Annotated in this window: 14 protein-coding genes; 13 read left to right on the top strand and 1 reads right to left on the bottom strand. The window is 62.6% G+C overall.

Features of this window, described 5'->3' with window-relative positions:
• The first annotated feature begins 85 nt into the window (after positions 1-85).
• The 7 genes from pal to thiD all read left to right on the top strand — a co-directional run bounded on the left by pal (position 86) and on the right by thiD (position 8,433).
• Positions 86-559: a peptidoglycan-associated lipoprotein Pal gene (gene pal / locus LKE65_RS03335; protein WP_086647072.1), complete on the top strand. Its 474-nt coding sequence runs from the start codon at positions 86-88 to the stop codon at positions 557-559.
• Between the two features lie 146 nt (positions 560-705).
• The gene (locus LKE65_RS03330; RefSeq protein WP_408744021.1) at positions 706-1,554 is read left to right on the top strand and encodes a hypothetical protein; all 849 of its coding nucleotides are present in this window, start codon (positions 706-708) and stop codon (positions 1,552-1,554) included.
• Entirely contained in the window at positions 1,541-2,902 is a 1,362-nt protein-coding gene (gene tilS / locus LKE65_RS03325) for a tRNA lysidine(34) synthetase TilS (RefSeq protein ID WP_278740449.1), read from the top strand. The genes LKE65_RS03330 and tilS overlap by 14 nt, the downstream gene beginning before the upstream one ends.
• A gap of 118 nt (positions 2,903-3,020) precedes the next feature.
• A complete protein-coding gene (ftsH, locus tag LKE65_RS03320) occupies positions 3,021-4,949 on the top strand; it encodes an ATP-dependent zinc metalloprotease FtsH (RefSeq protein WP_086647070.1) in 1,929 nt (642 codons plus the stop codon).
• Between the two features lie 119 nt (positions 4,950-5,068).
• Positions 5,069-6,076, top strand: coding sequence for a dihydropteroate synthase (folP, locus tag LKE65_RS03315; protein WP_278740446.1), 1,008 nt, complete (start codon positions 5,069-5,071; stop codon positions 6,074-6,076).
• A gap of 145 nt (positions 6,077-6,221) precedes the next feature.
• Positions 6,222-7,580 carry a phosphoglucosamine mutase gene (glmM, locus tag LKE65_RS03310; RefSeq protein WP_086647069.1) on the top strand — a complete coding sequence of 453 codons (1,359 nt, stop codon included), beginning with the start codon at positions 6,222-6,224 and terminating at the stop codon, positions 7,578-7,580.
• 19 nt (positions 7,581-7,599) lie between these two features.
• Complete coding sequence (thiD, locus tag LKE65_RS03305) at positions 7,600-8,433, top strand: bifunctional hydroxymethylpyrimidine kinase/phosphomethylpyrimidine kinase (protein ID WP_278740443.1); 834 nt, start codon at positions 7,600-7,602, stop codon at positions 8,431-8,433.
• A gap of 48 nt (positions 8,434-8,481) precedes the next feature.
• Here the strand turns inward: thiD and LKE65_RS03300 are convergent, their stop codons facing one another.
• Positions 8,482-9,249 carry a response regulator transcription factor gene (locus LKE65_RS03300; RefSeq protein WP_095349471.1) on the bottom strand — a complete coding sequence of 256 codons (768 nt, stop codon included), beginning with the start codon at positions 9,247-9,249 and terminating at the stop codon, positions 8,482-8,484.
• Between the two features lie 441 nt (positions 9,250-9,690).
• Here LKE65_RS03300 and tsaE point away from each other — a divergent pair, with 441 nt between their 5' ends.
• From tsaE to LKE65_RS03270, 6 genes are all read left to right on the top strand, one after another.
• Positions 9,691-10,149, top strand: a complete 459-nt coding sequence (gene tsaE / locus LKE65_RS03295) for a tRNA (adenosine(37)-N6)-threonylcarbamoyltransferase complex ATPase subunit type 1 TsaE (protein WP_086647066.1) — start codon at positions 9,691-9,693, stop codon at positions 10,147-10,149.
• On the top strand, positions 10,146-13,223 hold the full coding sequence (gene addB / locus LKE65_RS03290) for a double-strand break repair protein AddB (protein ID WP_278740442.1): 3,078 nt from the start codon (positions 10,146-10,148) through the stop codon (positions 13,221-13,223). The genes tsaE and addB overlap by 4 nt, the downstream gene beginning before the upstream one ends.
• The gene (gene addA, locus LKE65_RS03285) at positions 13,220-16,804 is read left to right on the top strand and encodes a double-strand break repair helicase AddA (RefSeq protein ID WP_278740441.1); all 3,585 of its coding nucleotides are present in this window, start codon (positions 13,220-13,222) and stop codon (positions 16,802-16,804) included. The genes addB and addA overlap by 4 nt, the downstream gene beginning before the upstream one ends.
• 130 nt (positions 16,805-16,934) lie before the next feature.
• Positions 16,935-17,261 carry a thioredoxin TrxA gene (gene trxA / locus LKE65_RS03280; RefSeq protein WP_059022710.1) on the top strand — a complete coding sequence of 109 codons (327 nt, stop codon included), beginning with the start codon at positions 16,935-16,937 and terminating at the stop codon, positions 17,259-17,261.
• 167 nt (positions 17,262-17,428) lie between these two features.
• Positions 17,429-18,334 carry an acetyl-CoA carboxylase, carboxyltransferase subunit beta gene (gene accD / locus LKE65_RS03275; protein ID WP_086647063.1) on the top strand — a complete coding sequence of 302 codons (906 nt, stop codon included), beginning with the start codon at positions 17,429-17,431 and terminating at the stop codon, positions 18,332-18,334.
• A 41-nt stretch (positions 18,335-18,375) separates the two neighbouring features.
• On the top strand, positions 18,376-19,698 hold the full coding sequence (locus LKE65_RS03270; RefSeq protein WP_278740438.1) for a bifunctional folylpolyglutamate synthase/dihydrofolate synthase: 1,323 nt from the start codon (positions 18,376-18,378) through the stop codon (positions 19,696-19,698).
• The last annotated feature ends 52 nt before the right edge of the window (positions 19,699-19,750 follow it).

Genomic DNA, 19,750 nt, shown 5'->3' with positions numbered 1-19,750 from the left:
GGGAGCAGAAGAATACGCGGAGATACAAGGTTATTAACTTCTTTTTCTCCGAATAGCCCTAAGGCTAATTCTCAGGATCCGACACATGAGACTGAAAGTTGTTGCTGCGCTTGGTATGGTTGCTCTTCTGTCAGCCTGTGCGCACGAAAATGCAAACACGGGTGCTTCCACCGGCGCGGCTGTTCAGCCGTCTGGCCCGGTGCCGGGCAGCGAAGCTGATCTGGTCGCCAACGTGGGGGACCGCGTATTCTATGACCTGAACAAGAGCGGCCTGAGCGCAGACGCCAAGACCACCCTGCAGAAGCAGGCTGACTGGCTTGCAAAGTATCCGCAGGTGAACGTTGAAGTTGCAGGCAACTGCGATGACCGCGGCACCGAAGAATACAACATTGCTCTGGGTCAGCGCCGTGCAAACGCCGCTCGTGACTACCTGGTGGCAAAAGGCGTGACCTCTTCGCGCATCTCCACCATCTCCTACGGTAAAGACCGCCCCACCGCTCTGGGCGACACCGAAGAAGCATGGGCACAGAACCGTAACGCCATTACGGCTGTGAAGTAAGATTTTCAGACATTATCTGAAATCTGACTGATTAAACGGAACAGGCCGGGCCCAAAAGCCCGGCCTGTTTTGTATTTCGTGTCTTGTTTTGCGGGACGGAATGATGGAATTCTTGCCCGTTTCTTATCGATGGGGTGAGGTTTTCAATGAAGTCCCGGGTTAAAGCAGTACGCGTTGTCCGCCATGGTCTGGTGCTTTCGGGCCTGGTGGCCGTGCTTATGGGCACAACCAGCCCCATGGGCCATGCACAGGATGTTACCAGCCGGGAAGGCATTGCCCTTCAGGACCAGATTCTTGCCCTCAAACAGGCCATGAGCCAGATGCAGGCCTCCCAGAGCGAGGGCGGGGCACCTCCCCCCCCATCTGCCTCTGCTGGTGGGTCATCGGCTGTGAATGGGGATCTGGTCTCCCAGTTGCTGGAACGGGTCAGCACGCTGGAACAGCAGCAGCGCGACATGCGTGGCGAAATTGACCAGCTGACCAATGACCTCCAGCAAAAAACAGCAGCGCTGTCCAAGCAGGTTGCGGATAGCCAGTTTGCCGCGCAGGCTGGGGCAGGGGGCAGTGCAGCCCCGGCAGCCGCAGCCTCTGCAGAGCCTGCGGCACGCCCCACCACACCCGATGCCCTATTGAGCGCGGGCAAGGCTGCCCTGCAAAAGCGGGATTACGATACCGCGCATGACAATGCCGAGGCCGCCCTTAAAAGTGCCAAAGGGGCATTCAAGGTGGATGCGCAGTTCCTGCTGGCCCAGTCCCTTGCCGGGCAAAAGCAGTATCGGCAGTCTGCCGTGGCGTATTACGATGCGTATCGTCAGTCACCCAAAAGCGCTCGGGCGCCTGATGCCCTGCTGGGTGTAACGGCCTCGCTTCTGGCGCTGGGGGACAAAAAATCCGCGTGTGAAGCACTGGGCAAGCTGAATAACGAGTTCCCGTCCCCCGCACCCCGCGTGGCCCATGCGGCGGAAATATACGGGCGTAAGGGTGGCTGTAACTAATGCTCCAGCACGTACCCTCGGGTTATCGGGGGTAGGGGGATTGCCGGTCCGGTTTGAACAGCGCCCGGTTTTTTCTGACCAGCCGGTTCCGCCGCAATGGTTTGCCGCATTGCTGGACACCCTTGGCCCGTGGGGTGCGGATGCACCGGGGAGCCCCCCGGTTGCACTGGCTGTTTCTGGTGGGGGGGACAGTCTGGCGCTGGCATGGCTGGCCCGGCACTGGCGGCGCAATCTGCTGGCCCTTGTGGTGGACCACGGGTTACGCCCCGAATCCGGGGCAGAGGCCCGGCTTACGGTGGAGCGCCTGCACGCCATGGACGTGCCCGCCCGCCTGATAACCCTGACCGACCTGACCAAAGGCCCTGCCATGGCCGCACGGGCGCGTAAGGCCCGCTATGCCCGCATGGTGCAGGCCTGCCAGCAGGCTGGCTGTGTGGACTTACTCCTTGGCCATCAGGCGGATGATCAGGCCGAAACCGCATGGATGCGTTCCAACGCGGGGAGCGGGCCGGATGGGCTGGCAGCCATGGGCTGGATCAGCCACACGCCGGATGTGCGGCTGGTAAGGCCATTACTGGGCGTTTCCCGCGTGGCCTTGCGCCAGACATTGCGTACGGCCGGGCTGGCCTGGGTGGATGACCCGTCTAATCAGGACCTGCGTGCCGAGCGTGTGCGGGTCCGCTTTGCCTTGCAGGACAATGGCCTGTCCGAGCAGTTCTGGTGCCTTGCCATGGATGCAGGCGCGCAGCGCATGGCGCGTGAGAGGGCGCAGGCCATGGCTCTGGCGCAGACCTGCGCATTTTACCCCCATGGCTGGGTTGGGCTTGGGCAAAACCTGCCCGAAGCGGCTACTTTGTCGGGGCTGATCCGCACGGTTGGTGCGCAGCAGTACCCCCCTGCACCGGCTGCCGTAGCGCGGCTGTGCAAAAACGGGGGAGCGGGCACACTGGCTGGCACCCAGCTTGCCAGATGGCGCGATGAGTGGTTTCTCATCCGGGAGTACGCTGGCGTGAGCGCGCCGGTAGCGGCCAGCCCCGGCGTTGTATGGGATGGCCGCTTTGTGCTGCGCGCCCCTTCTGCCCTGCTGCGTTGCGGGGTATATATGGGGGCTGCCGGTTACGGGCTGGCGCGCAAGGTCCGTGCCGGGTGGCCAGCCCTGTTCTGTGCCGGGCTGCCCGCCTTGTGGTGGCAGGGGCAGCGGGTTGCGGTGCCGCATCTGGGGTGGTGCAGCACGGCAGACTGGGCAGATGTTTTTTTTGAGTTCAGACCGCCTGTTCCCGTAACGGGAATGGGTGTGTACGGGTGCAAAAAAGTACACAACAAGGACTATGTGGGACCTGTGGGCTAGGAAAACGGTTCAGGCATCCCATTTATAAGAGCAAAGGTTGCTTTTTTCCCCGGGCGCCGGGCAAGATGGCAGGACACTCCGGCGCTTTACGCACTAGAAGTATGGACACTCGGGCAAGATGAACAATTTAGGTCGCAATCTGGCGCTTTGGGTCAGCATTATCCTGCTACTGCTGTTACTGGTGAACATGTTCCAGCCGGGCACGGCGCAGCATGCCGCCCAGCAACTGGCATATTCCGATTTTGTGGCCGATATTGATTCGGGGCATGTCCGGTCTGTTGTCATGCAGAACCACAATATTTCCGGCACGCTGACCGACGGCACCGCGTTTGAGACCTATGCCCCCATGGACCCCTCCCTTGTCTCGCGCATGGTGGGTAAAGGGGTGGAGGTTGTAGCCAAGCCACTGGAGCAGGATGGCAGCCCGCTGCTGCGCTACTTCCTGAACTCCCTGCCCATTATCCTGCTGGTCGCGGCATGGCTGTTCATGATGCGGCAGATGCAGGGTGCGGGTGGTCGTGGTGCTATGGGCTTTGGCAAGTCCCGCGCCAAGATGCTGACCGAAAAGCATGGCCGCGTAACGTTTGAAGACGTGGCCGGCATTGATGAAGCCAAGGGCGAGTTGCAGGAAATTGTGGATTTCCTCAAGGACCCGCAGAAGTTCACGCGGCTGGGCGGCAAAATCCCCAAAGGTGTGCTGCTGGTTGGCCCCCCCGGCACGGGTAAGACCCTGCTGGCCCGCGCCATTGCGGGTGAGGCCAATGTGCCCTTCTTCACCATCTCCGGGTCCGATTTTGTGGAAATGTTTGTCGGTGTTGGTGCTTCCCGTGTGCGAGACATGTTTGAACAGGGCAAAAAATCCGCACCGTGCATTATCTTCATTGACGAAATCGACGCCGTTGGCCGCCATCGTGGTGCGGGCATGGGCGGCGGTAATGATGAGCGCGAACAGACCCTGAACCAGATGCTGGTGGAAATGGACGGGTTTGAAAGCAATGAAGGCGTGATCCTGATTGCCGCCACCAACCGCCCCGACGTGCTGGACCCCGCATTGCTGCGCCCCGGCCGGTTTGACCGGCAGGTGGTGGTGCCCAACCCCGACGTAAGCGGGCGTGAAAAAATCCTGCGGGTGCATATGCGCAAGGTGCCGCTGGCGTCCGACGTGGACCCGCGCATTATTGCCCGTGGTACCCCCGGCTTTTCCGGTGCGGATCTGGCCAATCTGGTCAATGAGGCCGCTCTGTCCGCTGCCCGCCTTGGCCGCCGCACGGTGTCCATGCGTGAGTTTGAAGACGCCAAGGACAAGGTGCTGATGGGCGTTGAACGTCGCTCGCTGGTGATGAGCGAGGACGAGAAAAAACGCACCGCCTACCATGAGGCCGGGCACGCCATTACCGCCGTGCTGGTGCCCGAGAGCGAGCCCATTCACAAGGCGACCATTATCCCGCGTGGGCGTGCCCTTGGCATGGTCATGCGTCTGCCCGAGGACGACCGGCTCTCCATGAGCAAGATGAACGCCATTGCCCACCTTGTGGTGGCCATGGGCGGGCGTGTTGCCGAGGAAGTGGTTTACGGCAAGGACAACATCTGCAACGGCGCAATGGGGGACATTAAAATGGCCACCCGTGTTGCCCGCAGCATGGTGACCGAATGGGGCATGAGCGACAAGCTGGGCATGATCGCCTATGCGGATGAAGATCAGGGCAACAGCTTCTTTGGGGCTGCCCGCAATTTTTCCGAACAGACGGCGCGCGATATTGATGTTGAAGTCAAACGCCTGATTGATGAAGCCTACGTGCAGGCCCGCAACTACCTGCATGACCATGTGGACGAACTGCACCGTCTGGCCGAAGCCCTGCTGGAATACGAAACCCTGACAGGTGAAGAAATCCGCCAGATCATGCGCGGCCAGCCGATTGAACGGCCGGAAGAAGCGGATGATGGTCCGGTTAACCGCCGCGCCTCCGTGCCGCAGGTTACGGGGGAAGCGCCAGCCCCCACCCCGGCGGAAGACGGCGGCGCTGTTCCCGCCCCCCAGGCCGGTTAATGGCAGGGTGCGGCAGTAAACGGATATGAAGCAGAAGAGGCGGCACCCGGTGCCGCCTCTTTTGTATGGTGGGGACAGTAAAAAAGGATAAGGCGATGTGGCACAGGCTGGTTGAACCCATGGGGTTCCTGTTTGGACCAATGGCGCAGGAGGCCATACGGCAAGGCGTGGCCCTGCCATTCCAGAACAGTACTGCCGCGTTTACAGCCGTTTTGCTGATTGAAGGGGATAGCGCTTCTGGCCCCGTGCCTGTGGGCGCTGTACCGCATGCGTGGCTACCTGTGATGCAGCGCCTTGTTTCCCCCGTGCCCGATGCCGGGTTGCCTGCGGGGCCGCTGGTTATGGGAATCCTGAATACAACACCAGACAGCTTTAGCTGTGCAGGCCAGCACTACCATGCAGGTTCTGCCCTACAGGCGGCCGAACAGATGGTGCGTGATGGGGCCGGTGTGCTCGACATTGGGGGTGAAAGCACACGCCCCGGTGCCGCTGTTGTCTCCCCCCAGCAGGAGTGGGAGCGGGTTGGCCCGGTGCTGGAGGGGCTGCACCAGAGCATGCCCGATGTGCCGCTTTCGGTCGATACGCGGAACAGTCTGGTTATGGAGCGTGCACTGGCTGCGGGTGCGCGCGTGATCAATGATGTTTCCGCCCTTGGGCACGACCCGGCTGCCCTGCCTTTACTGGCAAAGCAGCAGTGTGGCGTTGTGCTCATGCACATGCGCGGCACCCCCCAGACCATGGAGCAACACACCCATTATACCGATGTGGCCTGCGATGTGGTGCGGGAACTGGGGCAGAGGGTGGAGGCTGCGGTGGAAGCGGGCATTGCCCGTGAGCGGCTGATGGTGGACCCGGGGTTTGGCTTTGCCAAAACGCAGGAGCAGAATGTTGTTCTGCTGCGCCGTATTCTGCTGCTGGCCAATCTGGGGTGCCGTGTGGTGTGCGCTCTTTCGCGCAAACGCATGATTGGTACGCTAACAGGTGTGGCAGACCCCGCCCAGCGTGATAGCGGCACGGTGGCGGCCTCCCTTATGGCCATGCCCTTTGGTAACCCGTTGCTGCGGGTGCACGCTGTGGTCAGCATGGCGCAGGGTGTCCGGGTCTGGCAGGGGGTGCAGGGTGGGTAAGCATGCTGCACCAAAAATGTTTTTTGTGGCCTGAACACGGTTTCTTCCAACCCAAAACCGTTTTAGGAAAGAGCAGCAGGACAGGACAGAAGTTTCCGCCAGCAACGGCCAGAGTATTCAGGTCCATTGCCGATTGCGGAATGGAATGAGTATTATGAAGCGATTTTTTGGAACAGACGGTATTCGCGGCACTGCCAATGTTGCGCCCATGACGGTGGAAATTGCCCAGAAGCTGGGGCAGGCGGCGGGGCTGCATTTTCGGCGTGGGGACCACCGGCACTGCGTGCTGCTGGGCAAGGATACCAGATTATCCGGTTATATGATCGAGAGCGCTCTGGTTTCCGGCTTTTTGTCCGCTGGTATGGATGTCACACTGGTTGGGCCGTTGCCCACACCCGCCATTGCCCTGCTGACCCGCTCCCTGCGGGCCGATCTGGGGGTCATGATCTCCGCCTCCCATAATCCGTTTGGTGATAACGGGATCAAACTGTTCGGCCCCGACGGGTTCAAGCTCTCCGATCAGGATGAGCGCACGATTGAAAACCTGATGGTGACCGACCTGCATGCCGATATGGCAGACCCGGCCCAGATCGGCCGCGCCTCACGCCTGAATGATGCCGCAGGCCGGTATATTGAAAGTGCCAAATCCTCCTTCCCCCGCAAGTTGCGGCTGGACGGCATGAAAATCGTGATCGACTGCGCCAATGGCTCGGCCTACCGGGTTGCCCCCACAGCGCTGTGGGAGCTGGGAGCGGAGGTTATTCGCATCGGGTGTGAGCCCAATGGTGTGAATATTAACGAACAGTGTGGCTCCACCCACCCCGAGGCCCTGTGCAAGGCCGTGGTGCAGCATGGTGCACATATTGGCATTGCCCTGGACGGGGATGCCGACCGTGTGCTGATCGCGGATGAAACCGGGCGTCTGATTGATGGGGACCAGATTCTGGCCCTTATCGCCCGCTCATGGACAGCGGAAGGGCGTCTGGTGGGCAATGCCGTGGTGGCCACGGTTATGTCCAACATGGGGCTTGAACGGTTTTTGGAAAAAATGGGCGTGGGCCTTGAACGTACCGCCGTAGGCGACCGCCATGTGGTTGAACGCATGCGGGAGCGTGGGGTGAATGTGGGGGGCGAGCAGTCGGGCCATATGGTGCTGACCGACTTTGCCACAACGGGTGATGGCCTGATTGCCGCCTTGCAGATTCTGGCCGTGCTGGTCGAATCCGGACGCCCTGCGAGCGAGGTCTGCCGTCTTTTCCAGCCCTTCCCGCAAAAGCTGCGTAATGTCCGTTACGCAGGAGCCTGCCCGCTGGATACGGATGAAGTGCGTGAACGCCAGCATGAGGTGGAACGTATATTGGCCGGTCAGGGCCGCCTGCTGTTACGACGTAGCGGCACGGAACCGCTGGTGCGTGTTATGGCCGAGGCGGAAGATGCCGCCCTTGTGGATGAGGCCGTAAGCAAAATGTGCGCTGTGCTGGAAAAAGCAACCCAGCCCGCCTGAAGCCGGAAAGCCCCTCTGCATGACCCACCCCGCCCCCCAGCGCCCGAGAGTTCTGTCCATAGCAGGGAGCGACTCTGGCGGAGGGGCGGGTATTCAGGCCGACATCAAAACCATTACGGCGCTGGGTGGGTATGCCATGACCGCCCTAACCGCCCTGACGGCCCAGAACACACAGGGCGTGCAGGATATTCTGCCTGTGCCGCCACAGTTTATTCGCGACCAGATCCGCTGTGTTGTGGATGATCTGGGGGTGGATGCCATTAAAACCGGCATGCTGGGGGGTGTTGTGCAAACGCAGGTCGTGGCGGCAGAAATTGCCCGGACTCGCCACAATACCCCTGATCTTGTTGTGGTGGTGGACCCGGTCATGGTGGCCAAGGGGGGCGCTGCCCTGCTGGCGGAGGATGCTCTGGCCTGCCTGCGTACAACGCTCTTGCCCCTTGCAACCCTGATTACCCCCAACCTGCCTGAGGCGGAAAAGCTGACAGGGCTTACCATTCATACGGTGGAGGATATGAAGGCCGCAGCCCTATGGCTGCACCAGCATACGGGGGCGGCGGTTCTGCTCAAAGGCGGGCATCTGGCGGGGGAAGCGTTGGTGGATGTGCTGCTGGATGGGGCGGGAACGCGGGAGTTTGTGGGGCAGCGTATTGCAACCCGGCACACTCATGGCACGGGCTGTACGCTGGCCAGCGCGCTGGCAACAACACTGGCGCAGGGACTCGCCATGCCAGATGCGGTCCGGCAGTCCTGCCAGTATGTGCATGATGCTATTGAGCAGGCCCCCGAACTTGGCAGGGGGGCGGGGCCATTATGGCATGCCCATGCCTGGTACCCTGCAACCCGGTCCTGAAGAATACTGGCTCCCTATGGGAACACCCAGTGTGGAGCAGGTGGTTTATTAGTCCCCAACAGCCTGCAGCAGAGCAGGCTCGGGCAGCACAGGCCGGTGTGCAAGGGGGGCCATCAAGGGGGTGGGAACAGGCTGTGTCTGTGCCTGCGGGTCATGCAGAATGTACCCGCGACCCCATACGGTGGAAATAAGGTCTTCCGCACCCACGGTCTGGAGTTTTTTGCGCAGTTTGCAAATAAAGACGTCTATAATCTTGATGTCTGGTTCATCCCGGCCACCGTATAAGTGGTTGAGGAATGTTTCCTTGGTCTGGGCAATGCCCTTGCGCAGCACCAGTAGTTCCAGAATGGCAAATTCCTTGCCGGTCAGGTGGATGGGGCGGTTGCCGACTGTAACCGTGTGGTTGTTCAGGTTCAGGGTCAGCGCGCCAACCTGGGCTACCGGGTGGGCGTATCCGTTGGAGCGGCGCAGAATGGCCTGTGCACGGGCAATCAGTTCAGCGGATTCAAATGGTTCGGCCAGATAATCATCAGCCCCCAGTGTAAAGGCCCGTATCTTGGCGTCTGGCGTATCAACGTTGGAAAGAATGATAACGGGTGTTGTGATCTTGAGCGTGCGCAGGGTGTTGAGAATGGTGTACCCGTCCATGTCCGCCAGGGTCATGGTAATAATGGCAAGCCCATAATCGTAATTTCGCAGCAATTCTATGGTGTTTTGGCCAGAGCGGGCCAGATCCGCCGCAAAACCTGCTTTTTTCAGGGCGGAAAGAATGGCCCGGCTGGAGGTAAATTTGTCCTCGGCAAATAGAATGCGCATGACTGGCCTCACATAGCTGCAGGTATGGGGTGATACACCTTGAGGTTGTATTGGCTCGCTCTGATGATACTTTTACGTGTTTTTCTGAAAAAATAAACACAAATTCATATTATTTTTATTATTTCGATAATAACAGATATGTGACTGGCGTATAGCTTGACCCGACATATCGGAAAAAAAACATAGCGTTCTTTGGAACAGACTATACGGGCAAAAAGTTCCCTATGGGATAAATAATAAAGTATTATAAAGTAATTTTTTTGCGAACAATAAATAGTCATGTTGAGTGTATTTATTATTTCCTAACAAAATCTGTGTTTATAAAAAGTTTACAAATTCAGTGCTTCACTCTTCCCGCTTCCGGCTTGATATGGAAAAGGTCAGTCTTGGACCCGATGCAGAGGGCACGCGCCCACCACGGAGCAGGAGCAGGAATCGGTCATGTTGCTGAAAACCGAAGCCGATACGGCACAACTGGCCAGAACTCTGGCAGGCCTTGCCCGTGCGGGGGATGCCATTTTGCTGTCTGGTCCGCTGGGGGCGGGCAAAAGCGTGTTCGCACGCGCGTTTTTGCGTAACTTCTGCGCCGCACCGGATATGGAGGTGCCAAGCCCCACCTATACGCTGGTGCAGGCCTACGACTCCCCCACGGCCACGGCCTACCATTTTGACCTGTGGCGTCTGGGCAGTGTGGAGGAGCTGGACGAACTGGGGTGGGATGATGCGTGCGAGGGCGTCATGCTGGTGGAATGGCCCGAACGGCTGGAGGACATGACCCCCCCCGATGCGCTGCACATCACCCTTATGGTCGGAGCGGATGGAAACCGCCGTGTCACTCTGGCTGGCTGGGCGGACCGCCTTCCCCCGCAACCGGCCACACTGCTGGAGCCCGGGGTATGAAGCTCGCAACCATTCCAGCACATCTGCCTTTTCTGGACCATCTGGCGGCGCGCTGGATAGAGGCCGCCGGGCATGACCCGGAGGCCATGGGTGAAGGGACCATTGTGCTCCCCGGCCGCCGGGCCGCGCGCGCGTTAACCGAGGCTTTTCTGCGGCGTATGGATGGGCGCAGCATGCTCCTGCCCCGCATCATGCCCATAGGCGCTCTGGACGAGACCGAACTGGGCCTGTCCGCCTGTGGTGGGGCAGAGGCGCTGGCGCTCCCCCCCGCCGTGCCAGCCATGACCCGTCTGGCCGTGCTGACACTGTTTGTTTTAAAGGCGGATAACGCCTTTGGTACCCGCCCCACGTTGGATCAGGCATGGCCACTGGCCCGTGCTCTGGCTGAACTGATGGACGAGGCGGAATGGGCTGGCGTCAACCTGCTCGAGCGCCTGCCCGATGCCGTGCAGGAGGATTACGCCCAGCACTGGCAGACCATTCTGGGTTTTCTGAACATTGTTACCGCACAATGGCCTGTGTGGTTGCAGGAGCAGGGGCTGATCAACCCCGTGGCCCGGCAGGTGGCCCTTCTGGGCGCACAGGCGCGGTTGTGGCGGAACATGGGGGAGCAGGGTTACACCGCTCCGCTCTGGGCGGCTGGGTTTACGCATGCCATGGCGCCCACGGCCAATGCGCTTCAGGCTATTCTGTCCTGTCCGGGGGGCAGGGTCGTATTGCCGGGGCTGGATACGCTCATGCCCGAGGAGGTGTTTGCCGCCCTACCAGACAGTCACCCGCAGGCAGGCATGAGCCACCTGCTCGCGGCATTGCAGGCCCGGCGGGAGGATGTGCAGGTCTGGAACGCGCAAGGGGGGGACCCCGAACGTGCGGCCGTGCTCTCCCGCGTGATGCTGCCTGCCGCAGCATTGGATGACTGGGCAAAGCCCGGCCCGGTCGCACTGGCCCATGTCAGCCGGTTTGAGGCCGCAGACCAGCAGGAAGAGGCCGTGGCCATCAGCATGGTCATGCGTAACGCCATCGAGCAGCCCGGCCACCGCGTGGCCCTTGTCACGCCCGACCGTGGGCTGGCGGCCCGCGTGGCCACAGAGCTGGAGCGATGGGGCATTCTGGCCGATGACAGCGCAGGCGCCACACTGGCGGATACGCCCCCCGCCGTGCTGCTGCGGCTGGTGGCGCAGATGGTGGATAGCCAGTTTGCGCCTGTTGCTCTTTTATCCGTGCTCAAGCACCCGCTGGTGGCGTGTGGTCTGGCTCCGGGCGTCTGCCGTGCCTCGGCCCGCCTGCTCGAGCGTGTGGTGTTGCGTGGTCCTTCTCCCGCTCCGGGGTTTGCGGGGCTTTGTGCTGCCGTAAGGGACAGGCTGGAACCAAAGCGCGAAAAAGACCGCCAGCGCATGACGCAGGGCGAGAGCGCGGACCGCCCCTTTGGCCCCGAACCCCTGCCGGCCTTTATGGAGCGTCTGGCCCATTGTCTGGCCCCTGTTCTGGGCTGGGAGCAGGCCGAAGGTGCGGTGCTGGCCGGGGGGGAAGGGGCGCGGCATCAGGCCAGCGTGCCCGACCTGCTCGAAGCCCTGATTGCCACGGTGGAACGCCTTGCCAGCACGGAGGAAGAACTCGCCGCCGCCCGGTTGTGGAAAGGGGAGGACGGCAGCCTGCTGGCCTCCCGGCTGAGCGAGCTTATGCTGGCAACCGCCCTGCTGCCCCCCCAGCCGCCCGCCGTGCTGGATGGGTTGCTTACGGCGGTTCTGGCGCAGGAGCGTGTTGCCACCCGTCGGGGCAATAACCCGCAGGCCCTGCACCCGCGGGTGCTGATCTGGGGCCTGTTTGAAGCGCGCCTGCAAACGGCGGAAACCGTTATACTGGGTGGTCTGTCCGAAGGGGTGTGGCCCCCCGCCCCCGATGCCGGGCCGTGGATGAGCCGCCCCATGCGCAAGCGGGTTGGCCTACCCCCGCCCGAGCAGGCCGTGGGGCAGGCGGCACACGACTTTTTTGCCATGGCAGCCGCGGCGGAACATGTTGTTCTGTCCTCCGCCCGCAGGCGTGATGGCGCACCTGTGGTGCCTGCGCGCTGGTTAACCCGGCTGGATGCTTTTCTGGCTGGCTGGGGGGGCAGTGTGCCCGAGCACCCGGTTCTGTCCTGGCTTGCGCGGCTGGACCAGCCGCAGGGGCCGGCATTGCCAGTGGCCCCACCCCGGCCCACGCCGGATGTTTCCCTGCGCCCCCGCCGCCTGAGCGTGACGGAAATAGAAACATGGATGCGCGACCCTTACGCCATTTACGCCCGGCACATCCTGCGGCTTGAGCCTTTGCCCGAGCTGGAGGAAGGGGCCGATGCCTCCGATTACGGCATGATCGTGCATGACGCGCTGGAACGCTGGGTTAAAACCCATGGCGTGGACTGGCCGGTAGATGCCCAGCGCAAGCTGGCGGAGGTGTTCAAAACCTGCCTGGCCGAACAGGCCCTGCGCCCGGCTTTGCAGGCATGGTGGGCGCCCCGGCTGGAGCGCATTGCCGCATGGGTTGCACATGCGGAGCAGCAGCGCCGCGCCACCCACGGCGTGCCGCAGGCTATTCTGACCGAAATTGCAGGCAGCGTGCTGGTCCCCGATGCTCCGGGGGGGGCGTTCCGCCTTGTCGGGCGGGCAGACCGGGTGGAACTGGGTGCGCAGGGGCGTGTGATTGTGCAGGACTACAAAACCGGCATGCTGCCAGCCATGCGCGATGTTCTGTCAGGCTGGAGCCCGCAACTGCCGCTGGAGGCCGCCATGCTGCTGCGTGGGGGCTTTGCCGATGCTCCCAATGTGGCCGACATTGCCGGGCTGATCTACTGGCGTCTGACCGGCGGGGCCGAACCGGGGGAGGAGGTGGCCGTATCCTCCAAGGAGCATGACAATCTGACTGATCTGGCCGAACAGACATGGCAGCGCCTGCTGGCGCGCATTGCCGCGTACGACCAGCCTACACAACCCTACCTCTCCCACCCCCATCCGGGGCAGGAACCACGCTTTGCCGATTATGCCCGTCTGGCCCGTGTGCCGGAATGGAATACCGGCCGTATGGAGACCGAAGCATGACCCACCATACGGCTCAGGGCGCGCTGGATGCCGCCATTGCGCAGGCCAACCAGCAGCAGGCCATGGCGTCCGACCCCACGGCATCGGTTTTTGTGTCCGCCTCTGCGGGGAGTGGAAAAACCAAACTGCTGATAGACCGCCTGCTCCGGCTGATGCTGCCACGGGTGGAAGTGGGGGGTGACGTTGTACCCGGCAGCGACCCTGCGCGCATTCTGTGCCTGACCTTTACCAAGGCTGCCGCAGCGGAAATGGCCATTCGCCTGCAAACCCGCCTTGGCCGGTGGGTGACCCTGCCGGATGACCGGCTGAATGCGGAACTGGCCGCTCTGGCCGTGCCCTGCACCCAGCAGACCCGGCGCAAGGCACGCGCCCTGTTTGCGGAGGTGCTGGACCTGCCCGGTGGCATGCGTATTGGCACTATTCATGCCTTCTGCCAGTCGCTCCTGCGGCGTTTTCCGCTGGAAGCCGCCATGAACCCGCATTTTACGGTCATGGAGGAAACAGACGCGGCTCTGGCGTTGCAGGGCTGTGTGGAGAGTGTTCTGGGCGGGCAGCCCGCCAGCACGGTGGCTCCGCTGGCCGGGCAGATCGGGCTTGGAGATTTTATTGCCCTTGCGGGTATCTTGCGGCGCAATGAGCACGCACAGGCCGTGCGTGCCCGCGTAAGCGCTCACCCCGAACAGGCGGAAGGTCTCATGTGCCGGGTGCTGGCTTTGCCGGAAACAGCACTCAGGCAGCCCGATGAGGCTTTTCTGCTGGCCGCTTGCACCGGGTTTGCGGCCGAGCCTACCCTGCGCGCAGGCCTGCGGGCCATGGCGGAGGAGGGATCGGCCACAGTCAGGACCAACGCACTCGCCCTGCTGGACTGGCTGGCCCTGCCCCCCACGGAGCGTGCCGCGCAATGGGCGGTATGGCGCAACGGGTTGCTGACCAAGGATGGCAAACTGCGCAGCCGTGGCCTGCTCTCGGCCAAACTGGCGGAAAAATATACCGATCTGGCCGATGCGCTGCAAAAGGAGGCCGAGCGCATACTGGCGGTGGAGGAGGGCATGAACGCCCGCCAGCTGGCCCGCCTTGGTGTGGCGCTGCTCAAAATGGCGGCTCCCGTGGCCAGCATGTTTGACCAGCGCAAGGCCATGCAGGGCCAGATGGAGTATGATGACCTGATCCACCGTACACTCCTGCTCCTGCGTGAGCCGGGGGCCGCATGGGTGCTGTACAAGCTCGATGGCGGCATAGACCACCTGCTACTGGACGAGGTGCAGGATACCTCCCCCCAGCAGTGGCGCATTGCAGGGGACCTGACCGAAGAGTTTTTTGCAGGTGAAGGCGCACACGCGGCGGAGGAAGGTCCCAGAACGGTTTTTGCCGTGGGGGACTACAAACAGTCCATCTACCGTTTTCAAGGCGCGGACCCGGACGAGTTCCGGGCTTGGCGGGCTACATTCAAACAGCGTGCGCAGGCGGCGGACCTGCCCTGGCGGGAGCCGGAACTGACCGTCTCCTTCCGTTCCACAGCACCGGTCCTGCAACTGGTTGATGCGGTTTTTGCCGACCCACAGGCCGCGCGGGGCGTGGCGGAGGAGCAGGGCCGCCCTCTGCGCCACATTACGGCCCGCCCCGGTCAGGGGGGACGGGTGGAACTCTGGCCTCTGGCGGAGGCACAGGATGCGCAGGACAGCATAAGCCCGTGGGAACCAGCCGCAGTGAACGCCACCCGGCAGAGCCCACGGCAAAAACTGGCGGATGCGCTGGCCAGCACCATTGCGCGTGAACTGGCAGCCCCCCCCCAGCCGGGGCAAAAACCGCTGACACCGGCGGACGTGTTGGTGCTGGTGCCGCGCCGCTCCTCCTTTGTGCCGCTGCTGGTGCGCGCCCTTAAAGGGCACAACATTCCCGTGGCCACACTGGTGCGCACGGGCCTTGCCGACCAGCTTGCGGTGCAGGACCTTATGGCCCTGTGTGCTGCACTCCTGCTCCCGCAGGATGATCTGACACTGGCCTGTGTGCTGACCTCCCCGCTGGGTGGCCTGTCCGATGACAGCCTGATGGCCCTTGCCGTAGGGCGCTCCCCCGGTGCCCCCCTGTGGGCCATCCTGCGTGAGCGCCATGCGGAGCAGGCGGACTGGACACAGGCCTGGCAGATGCTCAACGCCCTGTTTGGCCGGGTGGATTACCTTACCCCGTATGAACTGCTGTGCGCGGCTCTGGGCCAGCAGGGCGGGCGGGCACGCCTGCTGGCGCGGCTGGGGCCAGAGGCCGCGGAACCAATAGACGAGCTGCTCTCCGCCGCGCTGCGTTATCAGGAGCAGCACCCACCTTCTCTTCAGGGGTTTGTGCATTGGCTCAGACATTCGCAGGAGAGTGTCAAGCGCGAGGCAGAGGCCGGTGGCAATGCCGTGCGGGTTATGACCGCACATGGCTCCAAGGGGTTGCAGGCCCGGCTGGTTATTCTGCCCGATACGGTGGGCCTGCCCCGGTTTGAGGACAGGCTGTTCTGGAGCACGGACAAAAAAACAGGGGTGCAGGTGCCCATTTACGTGCCGCGCAACGCCCTGTCGGTCGGGTTGACCCGCAGCCTGTACGAAACCCTGCGTGAAAAGACGATAGAGGAATACAACCGCCTGCTCTACGTGGCCCTGACCCGCGCGGCGGACAGGCTGATCGTGTGTGGCTGGAAACCCGGCCGCACCGTACCGCCAGAAAGCTGGTACGAGTGCTGCCGCCTTGGTTTTGAGCGCGCAGGTGCCCAGCTGCGCGACTGGAGCGTGGGGGACTGGTCGGGCAAGATTTTGGTGCTGGAAGAGCACGCAGCCCTCGCCAGCCTGTCCGCCCCAGCAGCCCCTGTTGCGTCTGCCGCGCAGGATGTCCCTGTGCTCCCGCCGCTCCCCGGCTGGATGGGGCAGGCTCCGCATTGGCGGCCCGGCCTGCCGGAAGCGGAAGGACCACTGGCCCGGCCACTGGCCCCAAGCCGGCCGGATGATACCATGCTTGGCCCGCTCCCCCCCGCGCGTTCCCCGCTGGATGTGGCGGCCATTACCCCGCTCAAGGCGCGGGAGGCCGCCTTGCGCAGGGGGAATCTGGTGCATGCGCTTTTGCAGTTCCTGCCCGACCACCCTGCCAGTGCGCAGGAGCAGCTTGCCACGGACTGGCTGGCCCGCCCGGCATCGGGGGGGTTGTCCACGCTGGAGGCCGCCCGGCTTGCCGCACAGATTGTGGCAGTGCTGCGTATGCCCGCACTGGTGGACCTGTTTGCCCCCCATGCCCGGGCGGAGCAGCGGCTGGCGGGTATTGCGGGCGGGCAGGTTATTGTGGGGCAGGTGGACCGCATGTGTGTCATGCCTGACCGGGTTATTGTGTGCGATTACAAAAGTGGTCGCCACGCACCCTCCACGGTGGAGCAGACGCCGGTGCTGTACCTGCGCCAGATGGCGGCGTACCGCGCCCTGCTGCAAGGGTTGTGGCCGGGGCGGGAGGTTGTGTGCGTGCTGGTCTGGACCGAACTGCCCCGTGCCGACCGGCTGCCGGAGCACCTGCTGGACAGGCACGCTCCGCAACCTTGCGCGGGCGTGGCATCTTGACCACGGCGCAGGCCACCTTAAGTGTTAGCTAAGCCCGGTCTGCTGGTGCGCACCCTGTGCAGTGCCCGCAGACCTGTTAACTAGGACAGCATGGGGTGCGCAGGCACCCGGTAGTTAAGGAAAACATGTCATGAGTGAACATACGCTTGCTGTCAGCGATTCCAGCTTTGATGCTGACGTGCTCAAGGCGTCTGGCCTTGTTCTGGTCGATTTCTGGGCCGAATGGTGCGGCCCGTGCAAAATGATCGGCCCGGCACTGGAAGAAATCGGCAAGGACATGCAGGGCAAAGTTACGGTTGCCAAGGTCAATATTGACGACAACCCCGTAACCCCCAACACCTACGGTGTGCGGTCCATCCCCACCCTTATGCTGGTGCGTGATGGCAAGGTTGTGGACACAAAGGTTGGCGCACTGCCCAAAAGCCAGCTCAAGGCATGGGTTGAAGGCGCGCTGTAAGCGACACCCATACGCGCAGGTGGTGCACGTTCAAACGCGTGCCCGCCTGCGTGGATATGGCCGCGTTTTTTCATAATCACTTGGCAGATTGGCGCCGCCCGCGTAATGCAACCACGCAGGCGTGGCTGGGTCCGCGTCGTTAGTCTCGTGCAGTCACAGGGTTCAAAATGAGCTGGATCACCGAATACGTCCGTCCTAAAATCCGCGGTCTTCTGCGCCGTGATGTGCCGGATAACCTGTGGACCACCTGTGATTCGTGCTCCCAGATGGTCCTGACCAAGGAGTTGCGCAAGGCGCAGAATGTCTGCCCCCATTGCGGGCATCACATGCGCGTTCTGGTGAATGACCGGCTGGCATGGACCTTTGATAACGGTGAGTTCACCCGTATTGAACTGCCATTGGCCCCCGTGGACCCGCTCGGCTTCCGGGACCAGAAAAAATATACCGACCGCCTGAAGGATGCACGTGCCAAGAGCCATCTGGACGAGTCCCTTGTTGTCGCACATGGCACCATTGGCGGGCATAACGCCGTTGTGGGCGTGATGGCGTTCGAGTTCATGGCTGGCACCATGGGGGCCGCCTTTGGTGAGCGGTTTGTGGCTGCTGCCCGTCTGGCCATCCTGCAAAAATCCCCGCTGGTGGTGTTTACTGCCTCCGGTGGCGCGCGCATGCAGGAAGGGGTGCTGAGCCTGATGCAGATGCCCCGTACAACCGTTGCGGTGCAGATGCTGCGTGATGCGGGCCTGCCGTACATTGTGGTGCTGACCAACCCGACAACGGGTGGGGTTACGGCCTCCTTCGCCATGCTGGGGGATGTGCAGATCGGTGAGCCCAACGCCCTGATCGGTTTTGCCGGCCCCCGCGTTATTCAGGACACGGTGCGCGAAAAACTGCCCGAGGGCTTCCAGCGTTCCGAATATCTGGTTGAGCACGGTATGCTCGACATGGTTGTGGCCCGTAAGGATATGCCCGCCACCCTGTCGCGCCTGATCGGCCTGCTTACCCATGCTCCGGCCGATGTTAAGGCTCCCCCGCCCAAGCCCGTTGCAGCACCTGCTGCGGCAGCCGAGTAAGCCCCTCCGTGGGTCAGGTGCAGGCTGGGGAGAGAGCCCCGGTGCCCGAATTTAACGGTCGCACGGGGGAGGTTCTGCAACGGCTGAACCATCTTTACCCCGCGCTGATCGACCTCTCCCTCGGGCGGCTGGAAGCTCTGCTGGCCCGTCTGGGGCACCCGGAGCGCAAGCTGCCGCCGGTTATTCATGTGGCCGGCACCAATGGCAAAGGCAGCACCTGTGCGACCCTGCGCGCCATAGCCGAGGCAGCAGGGTGGCGTGTGCATGTCATGACATCCCCGCATCTGGTGGATGTAACCGAGCGGTTCCGTGTGGCAGGCAAGCTGGTCAGCGAAGCTGAACTTGTGGCCACGCTGGAGGAAATCGAACGCATCAACAATGGTGCCCCCATTACCGTGTTCGAGGTGCTGACCGCCGCAGGCTTTATGCTGTTTGCCCGCCACCCGGCGGAACTGGCCATTATTGAGGTCGGCCTTGGCGGGCGGTACGATGCCACCAATGTGCTGGAACACCCCGCAGCCTGTATTGTGACCTCCATCTCGCGCGATCATGAGGCTTTTCTGGGGGATTCTCTGGCAGCAATCGCGGGGGAAAAAGCGGGTATTTTCAAACCCGGTGTGCCAGCGGTTACGGGCTGCCAGCCTGCCGAGGTCATGCAGGTTCTACAGGAACAGGCGCAGGCTGTGGGGGCTGTTCTGGCCCGCCGTGGCGTGGAATGGACGATTGCGCCCCAGCCCCCCCAGGGCAATGCGGACAAACCCGCCGGGCTGTGCCTGAACGATGCCAAAGGCACGCTCGCGCTGCCTATGCCCGCCCTGACCGGTCCGTGGCAGATGGAAAACGCCGGTCTGGCGGTGGAGGCTCTGCGCCTGTCCGGGCTGGATGTGCCACAGGCTGCATGGCAGGGTGTGGGGCAGGTGCAATGGCCTGCCCGCATGCAGCGCCTGCACAGCAAACTGGCGGCCATGCTGCCCGCCGGATGGGAATTGTGGCTCGACGGAGGGCACAACCCCGGAGCCGGTGCCGCTCTGGCGCAGGAGCTGGGCCGCTGGAAAGACCAGCCCCTGCACATACTGGTGGGGATGAAGCAGACCAAGGACGCCTCGGGCTTTCTTGGTCCGATTTTGCCTTATGCGGATGACCTGTGGGCCATTTGTGAGCCCGAGCAGCATCTGGCCCTGCCTGCGCAGGCTATTGTGGACGCATCGGGGGGCAAGGCCCATACCGGCCCCACGCTTGCCCGCGCGCTGAGCGCACTGGCTGCCAATGCGGCAACCAGCCCCCAACCCGCACGCGTACTGATCTGTGGCAGCCTGTATCTGGCGGGTGTGGCGCTCCGGCAGGATGGCTGGGTCATGACATAAGACCTGCCGCTCTACCAGCAGTGGCAAATGCCTGAGAGGTCAGGCGCGAACA

The sequence above is a fragment of the Acetobacter fabarum genome (assembly GCF_022483405.1).
Classification (GTDB): domain Bacteria; phylum Pseudomonadota; class Alphaproteobacteria; order Acetobacterales; family Acetobacteraceae; genus Acetobacter; species Acetobacter fabarum.
The sequence above is the reverse complement of the archived record's forward strand: the minus strand, read 5'-3'. Positions and strand labels throughout refer to the sequence as shown.

Coding starts and splice junctions, on each gene's coding strand:
- thiD (WP_278740443.1), top strand. CDS start 7,600: ATGACCCACCCCGCCCCCCAGCGCCCGAGAGTTCTGTCCATAGCAGGG.
- accD (WP_086647063.1), top strand. CDS start 17,429: ATGAGCTGGATCACCGAATACGTCCGTCCTAAAATCCGCGGTCTTCTG.
- ftsH (WP_086647070.1), top strand. CDS start 3,021: ATGAACAATTTAGGTCGCAATCTGGCGCTTTGGGTCAGCATTATCCTG.
- glmM (WP_086647069.1), top strand. CDS start 6,222: ATGAGTATTATGAAGCGATTTTTTGGAACAGACGGTATTCGCGGCACT.
- trxA (WP_059022710.1), top strand. CDS start 16,935: ATGAGTGAACATACGCTTGCTGTCAGCGATTCCAGCTTTGATGCTGAC.
- addA (WP_278740441.1), top strand. CDS start 13,220: ATGACCCACCATACGGCTCAGGGCGCGCTGGATGCCGCCATTGCGCAG.
- addB (WP_278740442.1), top strand. CDS start 10,146: ATGAAGCTCGCAACCATTCCAGCACATCTGCCTTTTCTGGACCATCTG.
- LKE65_RS03300 (WP_095349471.1), bottom strand. CDS start 9,249: ATGCGCATTCTATTTGCCGAGGACAAATTTACCTCCAGCCGGGCCATT.
- folP (WP_278740446.1), top strand. CDS start 5,069: ATGGGGTTCCTGTTTGGACCAATGGCGCAGGAGGCCATACGGCAAGGC.
- pal (WP_086647072.1), top strand. CDS start 86: ATGAGACTGAAAGTTGTTGCTGCGCTTGGTATGGTTGCTCTTCTGTCA.
- tsaE (WP_086647066.1), top strand. CDS start 9,691: ATGTTGCTGAAAACCGAAGCCGATACGGCACAACTGGCCAGAACTCTG.
- LKE65_RS03330 (WP_408744021.1), top strand. CDS start 706: ATGAAGTCCCGGGTTAAAGCAGTACGCGTTGTCCGCCATGGTCTGGTG.